We start from the raw sequence: 7,533 nt of genomic DNA, 5'->3' as shown, positions 1-7,533 counted from the left end.
AATCGCCCCTAGGAAGAACCCTTTGGGCAGCGCATGTTTGGAATTTATACTGCGTTATCGCCTATTTATGGGGAACAACCACACTACATAGGCTCTGCCTTGCCTAAATACCAAACATACTGCTGTAAAATTAATCACGAAAGGTCAACACGCCCTAAACCTTTTGTTGCAACGACTTCACTTTTTTGCAAACAGTTACAGCCCAGCTTTGATCACCTCGAGCACTTTACTCATTCGTTTTGCCAAAGGCCGATTACGGTGATAACACACATAAATAGATTCGCTGATCGGGTGCTGTAATGGATGGACGTTAATCAACTGTGGTTTACTAAATGCACTCACAGCATGTGCCGGTAGCACAGTAAAACCTAGACCAAGGCTGACAGGTTCAAGAATTAAATTAATTTGGTTTGAAAAACCAGAGCGCTTTATTTGATCAAGGTGTTCAAATTCCGCGTAGTTTTCGCTTAACAATAATTGCGCATGATGTTTTGCATCAGGGTGAGCAATGAAGCCAAGTTCGCATAAGTTTTGCCAGCTTGGAGTTTGGTAACCGGTTGGTGTAATTAATAATAGTGCATCTTGGCCGATTTTATGGCTGGTAACCTCGCTGAGTGTTGGGGCTTGAGTTAAAAAACCAATATCAGCATTGTGATTAGCAACGGCCTGTTCCACGCTTTCGTTTGGGGCAAAGCGATAATCAATAGTGAGTGCTTTATGTTGCCCTTGTAAATCAAGTAATTGATTATAAAACTTAAGCCCGCAACTGCCTGGTGATTGAATCTTTATATTGCCACTGTAGGGTGAGTCGTCATGCAGTTGTTGCTCTAAAAACTGCCACTCTTTTAGTAACTGACTTCCTTTTTGATATAAGCCTTGCCCTTGTGCGGTAAGGGTAAACTGCTTGCCATGGCGTTCAAGCAATGCGCAATTAACCTGCTGCTCTAACTTTTTAATGTGTTGGCTTACGCCTGACTGGGTCATATAAAGGCGTTCTGCAGTTTGGGTAAAGTGATTTACTTCCACTAAGGTGCAAAAGGTATGTAACCATGTAGAATTTATCATTATAAAACGTACTCAAAATGATGATTAATGATAATTTTACTTAATACAGGTCGGTTCGTAAACTAACTCCATCAACTAAGCATAGTTAAACAGGAGCATTATTATGAGTCATACCTATCCACGTAGTTTTTCGCACATTGGAATTTCGGTCCCCGATGTTGAAAAAGCCGTTGAGTTTTACACCAAAGTAATGGGTTGGTACACCATTATGGAGCCGACTTTAATTACCGAAGACAAAAGCCCAATAGGCGAAATGTGTACTGAAGTATTTGGTGAACAATGGGAAAAATTTAAAATAGCGCACCTTTCAACAGGTGATCGTATTGGTGTAGAAATTTTTGAGTTTAAAAATCAAGAAAACCCAGCTGACAACTTTGAATACTGGAAAACCGGTATATTCCATTTTTGTGTTCAAGATCCAGATGTAGAAGGCCTTGCTGAGCGTATTGTTGAAGCTGGCGGTAAAAAGCGTATGGAAGCACCCCGTTACTACTACCCAGGTGAAAAACCGTATCGCATGATCTACATGGAAGACCCGTTTGGTAACATTCTCGAGATTTACAGCCACAGTTATGAGCTTATTTACAGCGCAGGTGCATACTAAATTAATTGGCATCAGTGTTAAATTGTAACAGCCGCAGCTTAGTTACTGCGGCCTCTGATATCGAAAATGCACTACTGGGTTAGTAGTGCTAAGCGTTATAACCACACATGTGATTTATCTGTTTTCTTATGCTGGCTCTTCTATGCTATTGCGAGCATTTGTGGTTAAGGCAACAAGCGCTTTTCGCACTGCTTGTGGTGTCTCGCACACGTTTTCAAAGCTAATAAAATAATTACGTTGTTGGCTTTGAATATAAAACCCCTGTGGCAGTATGCCACTCATAACCGGTGCATTATCTGATACGCAATAATGCTGAGCTAATATTAGAGCCATTGCATTTTGATGATCTTCATTCATGTGGGTGATCATGCTTTGTTCTTGATCTTCGTCCCAGCTTTTAGCAGCGCTTTGCCACTCATCTTTTTCAAGCCAAAATATTTTCCCAAAACCGCCAATAAAGCGAACTCGCACAACATCTAATTGCCATAATTTAAAGTCGTGGGCGTTCCGATAACTGTCAGCTTCTGGGTATAACGCTATGTATTTGTTAAGCAGTATTTCGGCCTGAGGGCCTGCAACTTCACAACCATCGCCCACCAATGTGACTCGGCCATGCTCGTTTTGGTCGCCACGGTCAGCGGCATCAAAAATAGTTAAGCTCATACGAGAATCGTGCTTTAAGTTTTTAGTGTGTTGGGCTATATCGCTAATAAAAAAGTAGATGCGGCCTTGTTCATCACACATATAAGGGGTTACCGAACCAAACGGATAACCTCTTAAGTTGTAAGAAATAGTCGACATAACACCAGCATGGGTTTTAAAAACCAGCTTTTGTGCATCGCTTAATGCTTGCTCTCTCATGAAAACTCCTGACGTTGAGAAAAAACCATGGGTGCATTGTTATATGGATGAGAATTAACATGCAGTTTCATGGCGTACATTTGTTGTAAATTAGATTCTGTAAGTACTGTGTTTATTGGCCCGCTATCGAGTACTTTTTGATCGTGTAATAAAATAGCGTCGGTTGCGTAAAGGCTGGCCAAATTTAAATCGTGAATAGCTATAATGGCACTGTTACCCTGCTCTACAAATGCTTTAACACAACTCAATAGAGCATGTTGATGGCGCATATCTAGTGCTGATGTAGGTTCATCAAGCAGCATCAATTTAGGCTTGGTATGAGTAGAAAAAGCATCTAATTGAGCCAAAGTACGCGCCATATGAACGCGCTGTTGCTCACCGCCTGAAAGCTTACTGACACGGCGGGATAAGTACTGGGTTAAGTCCATGAGTGCGGCATACTTGTGGACTTTTTCAGCTTGCATTTTAAGAGACTCGGCATAGGGGTAGCGTCCCATTGCAATGAGCTCAAATACACTAAAATCAAAGCCAACAAGATTGCTTTGCATCATTACTGCTCGTTGAGTGGCTAAGTGTGCTTGAGACAATGTACTCAGAGGATAATTGTTAAACCGTACTTCGCCTTTAAAGTCATAATGCCCGGCTAAAGCATGCAGCAGTGTTGATTTTCCTGCGCCATTTTCGCCTATCAGTGCTACTAGTTGAGCTTTTGCAATGTGCCCACTTATGTTTTTTAAAACACTGTGATTGCCAAAACCAACACTTAGGTTATTAAAAGTAATCATCATTACCCTCGCTTAGTTTTAATGATCAGATAAATAAACAAAGGTGCGCCAAGTAGCGCGGTAATAATACCAATGGGTAACTCTGCAGGCATAACAACTAAACGTGCTAACCAGTCAGAAAGCAGCAGCACAACAACGCCTAATAACATGCACAGCGGTAACATTTTACGTAAATGCGGGCCAACCATTAAACGGGCAATGTGTGGCACAACTAAGCCAACAAAACCTATCAAGCCAGTAAGTGCTACAACGGCACCAACACCTAATGCCACGAGTATAATTACATACAGTTTAAGCTTGTCTGTGTTGACACCTAAATACTGTGCTTGAGACTCGCCAATCAATAGTAAGTTCATCGGTTCTTTGAGTCGCCACAGACCAAGAATACTCAGTAGCAATAATGGTGTTGCTTGAGTTATGGCATCCCAATTGGCACCACCTAATGAGCCCATCGTCCAGTAGTTAATTAATCTAAGCGCACTATCGTCAGCGAAATAGCTTAATAAGCCAATAACAGCAAAGGATAAAGAATTGATCGCAACCCCCACTAAAATTAGTGTGGTTATATTGACCTGCCTATGCTGCTTAGCAATTAAATACACTAAAGAGGTCACTAACAATGCCCCTAAAAATGCGGCATAAGGTAAATAGTATTGAGCATTAAAATTAAACTGGGCGCTAAATGCTATAAAGCCGACCGCGACCATGGCTGCGCCTGCGCTAATACCAATAATTGATGGATCAGCCAAAGGATTACGACACAAAGCTTGCGTTGCAGCGCCAGTTTGGGCAAGCACTAAGCCAACCAATACAGCTAGTACAAATCGAGGTAGACGTATTTGCGTGACCACATTGATTTGTAGCGCATCAAATTGATTAAAATACTCTGGGGCAATCCATGCGATGGCTAAACGCCAATCCCAGCCTGCGGGGCCATATCCTATGCTCAGTAGTGCTAGAGCAAAAATACACACAGTAATTAGCAGCATCCACTTTTGGTTTGCAGTTATAGAAACAGGCTTAAAACGGCTCAAAGTTAATGTGTTCATAAGGTAGCTTTATAGTCGCTTAATTCTTTAATACCGGTGGCTATGCGCGGCGACATTCCCAGTGATAGCAGGCTATCCATCACCAATAATCGGCACTGCTTTGCAGCTGTTAATAAGCGCAGTGTTGGTTGATTACAAAAAGCCTCTTTACCGCCAAGGCTATAAACAACATGGGCTGGTGCGATTAAAAAATCGGGCTGTTTTACGGCAAGTACTTCGTTGTTTATTACTTTAAAACCTTTGTGTGTAGCGCCTAAATTAGTGACTCCAGCATAATCAAGTAATAAGTCAGCAACCGTGTCTGTGCCCGCAGCAACAAGCCCGCGCTCATTAGCTGAGAGTAAAAATAAAGCGCTGTGTGTTTCGTTGCTCGCTTTTGGAGGCAATGAATTTTTTATTTGGGCTACGAGGACTTGGGCTTTGTCGTTCGCATTTAAGTCTTTACCAAGGCGTTTAACAAGATTTAGTAAGTCATTAATTGAGTTGGGTTTTTTATAGTGGATAAGCTCTACACCAGTGGCTTCTATTTGTGCAAGCGCTTGTGCTCGTCCTGCTCCTTCAAGTGCTAAGAGTTTAGTTGGGCGCACCGAAAGTACACCTTCTGCGGCTAAATCACGGTAATAACCAATTTGATCGAGCTGTATCGCTTGTTTTGGATATAGGCTCGATTGATCCACCGCGACAAGGGTATCTTGCTTATCTAAGGCAAAAATAATTTCAGTTAATGTACCGCCAGCACTCACTATACGCTCCTGCGCGCTTAGGGGGTGAACAGTCAATAAAATCAATATAAAAAGGTATCTCATAAAAAAACTCCAATCATTATTTTCGATTATTATACTCAACTAAATGCAAATGAAAATGATTATCATAAATAATTGATCTTGTTTTTAGTTAGTTGTAACATCCCTCCCCTACTAAATAACAACAATTATCATTTGGAGTTAATGTGAATTTTCCTTCTTTTCAACTTACTGCTTTAGCAACGTTACTACTTGGTTCGGGCTCTGCCATTGCCGAGGAGATAATTGGTGAGCATATTGTTGTCAGCGGTTCTCGGTTTGAACAAAAACTTGAAGACGTAACAGGCTCTGTAACTGTGATTACAGAGCAAGACATAGAACGTAAATTGGCTGTTGATTTACAAACAATGTTTCGTTATGACCCCAGTATATCAAGCACGGGCAGTGGCTCTGCGGCTCAAACGCTTTCAATTAGAGGAGTCGGTGGTAACCGCGTGGTGTTTATTAAAGATGGCCGTCGAACTAACGATGGTTATGCTGGCGGAGACGGCTATTTGGTTGGTCGTAGCTATTTTGATGTCGCTGGGATAAAGCAAGTTGAAGTCGCCAAGGGAGCCGCGTCTTCATTGTATGGTTCAGATGCACTGGGTGGTATTGTGGTTATCACCACTAAAGATCCGAGCGATTATTTATTAAACGAAAATAGTTTTGCTCAAGTGGCGCTTGGATATCAAGATCAGAGTAATCAAATGTCGGTAGATATTACTGCGGCTAAAAATTTGGGAGATTTAGGTGTTAGTGCCGTTTATAGCCACCGAGATAGCGAAGAAGTACAAAACTTTACTGAAAACCTACCTGGTTATGATGCTAAATCAGATTCGTTATTGGTTAAACTAGAGCAGCAACTTGATGAAAAGCGCACGTTAAAATACACCTTAGATTATTTTAATCAAACTACTGAACAAGTAATCACCAAAGCGAGCCAAGAAACTAAAGACGAAAATATTAATTGGTCGCTAGCACTGGATTACGACTCAAAAGCGGCCACAGCAGCGTTTGATCAATGGCATTGGCAAGTATCGTTTAGTCGTTATGAGCAGCAAAGTGATCAAATTAGTGCTACAGCAGCGCATACCGATTACAACGACTATGGCTTTGAACAAGATATTTTAGGGTTAAGGGCTGTATTTAATAAAAAAATAGCCTTACAAGATGCGACCCACAACTTTGTTTATGGTGCTGACGTAGATATATACGATACAACACGTCCACGTTATAAAACACGCTTATTGGCTGATGGAACAGTCGATTTTACAGATCAAAAACAAAAAGCTTTTCCTGGCGCTGATACCTCTTTAGTGGGCGTTTTTATGCAAGACAATATTAAATTTGCAAATAGCGCGTGGTCTTTGATTGCAGGTGTACGCTTTGATTATTATTCATTAGCAGCTAAAGATGATGAGCTTTATAGCGATGCTGAGCTTGATGACATTACCGAATCTGCGTTTTCACCAAAACTTGGGATGATTTATCAAGTTAATGATAATTTATCTTGGTATGGGCAATATGTACGTGGTTTTAAAATTCCCCCGCATGATCAAGCGTATCAAAGCCATGGTGTTGAACCATTTTATCAAATATTACCAAACGCAGATTTAGCACCCGAAAGCAGCGACTCATATGAGCTTGGCATGCGCTTTTCTGGTAATGATATCAACGTTACTTTAAGCGCATTTTACGCCGCTTATGATGACTTTATTGATGTTGCAATTGCAGGTGTTGAGCCAACGTTCATACCGAATGTAAATAAAACTTTTTACCAATACCAAAATATTAGTGAAACACAGATCAGCGGTGTTGAAGCGAGCTTGTTGATGCATGTAAGCGATAATGTTTTAGTTGAGGCAAATATTGCATATGTTGAAGGCGAAAACAAAGAAACAGACGAGCCGTTAACCAGTATCAGTCCATTAAACGGTTCAATACAATTAACAACAGCACTTGGCGATATTGATTGGACCGCAGCATGGCGCTTTGCTAAATCACAGTCTGATGTAGTGCGAGATGCAAGTGGTGATAAAACAACGCAAGGATATGGTTACGGTATTGTGGATTTATACGCAAGTTATGAATGGCAAACATGGCAGCTAAATATTGGTGTAATTAACCTACTAGATAAAAAATATGTACCCTTTGAACTGATTGCAGGGCAATCTCAGGGGGCTGATTTTAGCCAATATACCCAGCCCGGGCGTAACTTTTCTGCCCGCGTAAGTTATCAGTTTTAAAAGGTAATCAACGCTGCGCGTAGGTGCAGCGTTTTAACCTTACTGCTTTTTTACTTATTCATTGAGCCTTTGCCTAGATGATATAAAAGAGTCGTGGTTTTAAAGTTAATAAAGGCTGTAAAGGGGGTTAACAGTTAC

The 7,533-nt window shown here is 41.1% G+C and carries 7 protein-coding genes; 2 read left to right on the top strand and 5 right to left on the bottom strand.

Annotated elements, in window-relative coordinates; genetic code table 11:
* Positions 1–195: 195 nt before the first annotated feature.
* Positions 196–1,065, bottom strand: a complete 870-nt coding sequence (locus H5163_RS15415; RefSeq protein ID WP_182731998.1) for a LysR family transcriptional regulator — start codon at positions 1,063–1,065, stop codon at positions 196–198.
* A 103-nt stretch (positions 1,066–1,168) separates the two neighbouring features.
* On the opposite strand from H5163_RS15415, the gene H5163_RS15410 reads away from it, so the two are divergent.
* Positions 1,169–1,669 (top strand): lactoylglutathione lyase family protein, encoded by a 501-nt coding sequence (locus H5163_RS15410; RefSeq protein ID WP_149980329.1) that lies wholly within the window; start codon positions 1,169–1,171, stop codon positions 1,667–1,669.
* A 126-nt stretch (positions 1,670–1,795) separates the two neighbouring features.
* Here the strand turns inward: H5163_RS15410 and H5163_RS15405 are convergent, their stop codons facing one another.
* From H5163_RS15405 to H5163_RS15390, 4 genes are read right to left on the bottom strand one after another with little or no spacing between them, the layout of a single operon-like run.
* Positions 1,796–2,530, bottom strand: coding sequence for a HugZ family protein (locus tag H5163_RS15405; RefSeq protein WP_182717315.1), 735 nt, complete (start codon positions 2,528–2,530; stop codon positions 1,796–1,798).
* Positions 2,527–3,318 carry a heme ABC transporter ATP-binding protein gene (locus tag H5163_RS15400; RefSeq protein ID WP_259397315.1) on the bottom strand — a complete coding sequence of 264 codons (792 nt, stop codon included), beginning with the start codon at positions 3,316–3,318 and terminating at the stop codon, positions 2,527–2,529. Before H5163_RS15400 ends, H5163_RS15405 begins: the two co-directional genes overlap by 4 nt.
* Entirely contained in the window at positions 3,318–4,364 is a 1,047-nt protein-coding gene (locus H5163_RS15395; protein WP_182735485.1) for an iron ABC transporter permease, read from the bottom strand. The genes H5163_RS15400 and H5163_RS15395 overlap by 1 nt, the downstream gene beginning before the upstream one ends.
* Positions 4,361–5,170: a hemin ABC transporter substrate-binding protein gene (locus H5163_RS15390; RefSeq protein WP_182735484.1), complete on the bottom strand. Its 810-nt coding sequence runs from the start codon at positions 5,168–5,170 to the stop codon at positions 4,361–4,363. The genes H5163_RS15395 and H5163_RS15390 overlap by 4 nt, the downstream gene beginning before the upstream one ends.
* A gap of 143 nt (positions 5,171–5,313) precedes the next feature.
* Between H5163_RS15390 and H5163_RS15385 the strand changes: the two genes are divergently transcribed.
* On the top strand, positions 5,314–7,395 hold the full coding sequence (locus H5163_RS15385) for a TonB-dependent hemoglobin/transferrin/lactoferrin family receptor (protein WP_182735483.1): 2,082 nt from the start codon (positions 5,314–5,316) through the stop codon (positions 7,393–7,395).
* The last annotated feature ends 138 nt before the right edge of the window (positions 7,396–7,533 follow it).

This window comes from Pseudoalteromonas sp. SG44-8 (assembly GCF_014164125.1).
Classification (GTDB): domain Bacteria; phylum Pseudomonadota; class Gammaproteobacteria; order Enterobacterales; family Alteromonadaceae; genus Pseudoalteromonas; species Pseudoalteromonas rhizosphaerae.
Note: the sequence above shows the minus strand (reverse complement) of the source record. Positions and strands in the feature narration are given on the sequence as shown.

Coding starts and splice junctions, on each gene's coding strand:
- H5163_RS15415 (WP_182731998.1), bottom strand. CDS start 1,065: ATGATAAATTCTACATGGTTACATACCTTTTGCACCTTAGTGGAAGTA.
- H5163_RS15410 (WP_149980329.1), top strand. CDS start 1,169: ATGAGTCATACCTATCCACGTAGTTTTTCGCACATTGGAATTTCGGTC.
- H5163_RS15405 (WP_182717315.1), bottom strand. CDS start 2,530: ATGAGAGAGCAAGCATTAAGCGATGCACAAAAGCTGGTTTTTAAAACC.
- H5163_RS15400 (WP_259397315.1), bottom strand. CDS start 3,318: ATGATGATTACTTTTAATAACCTAAGTGTTGGTTTTGGCAATCACAGT.
- H5163_RS15395 (WP_182735485.1), bottom strand. CDS start 4,364: ATGAACACATTAACTTTGAGCCGTTTTAAGCCTGTTTCTATAACTGCA.
- H5163_RS15390 (WP_182735484.1), bottom strand. CDS start 5,170: ATGAGATACCTTTTTATATTGATTTTATTGACTGTTCACCCCCTAAGC.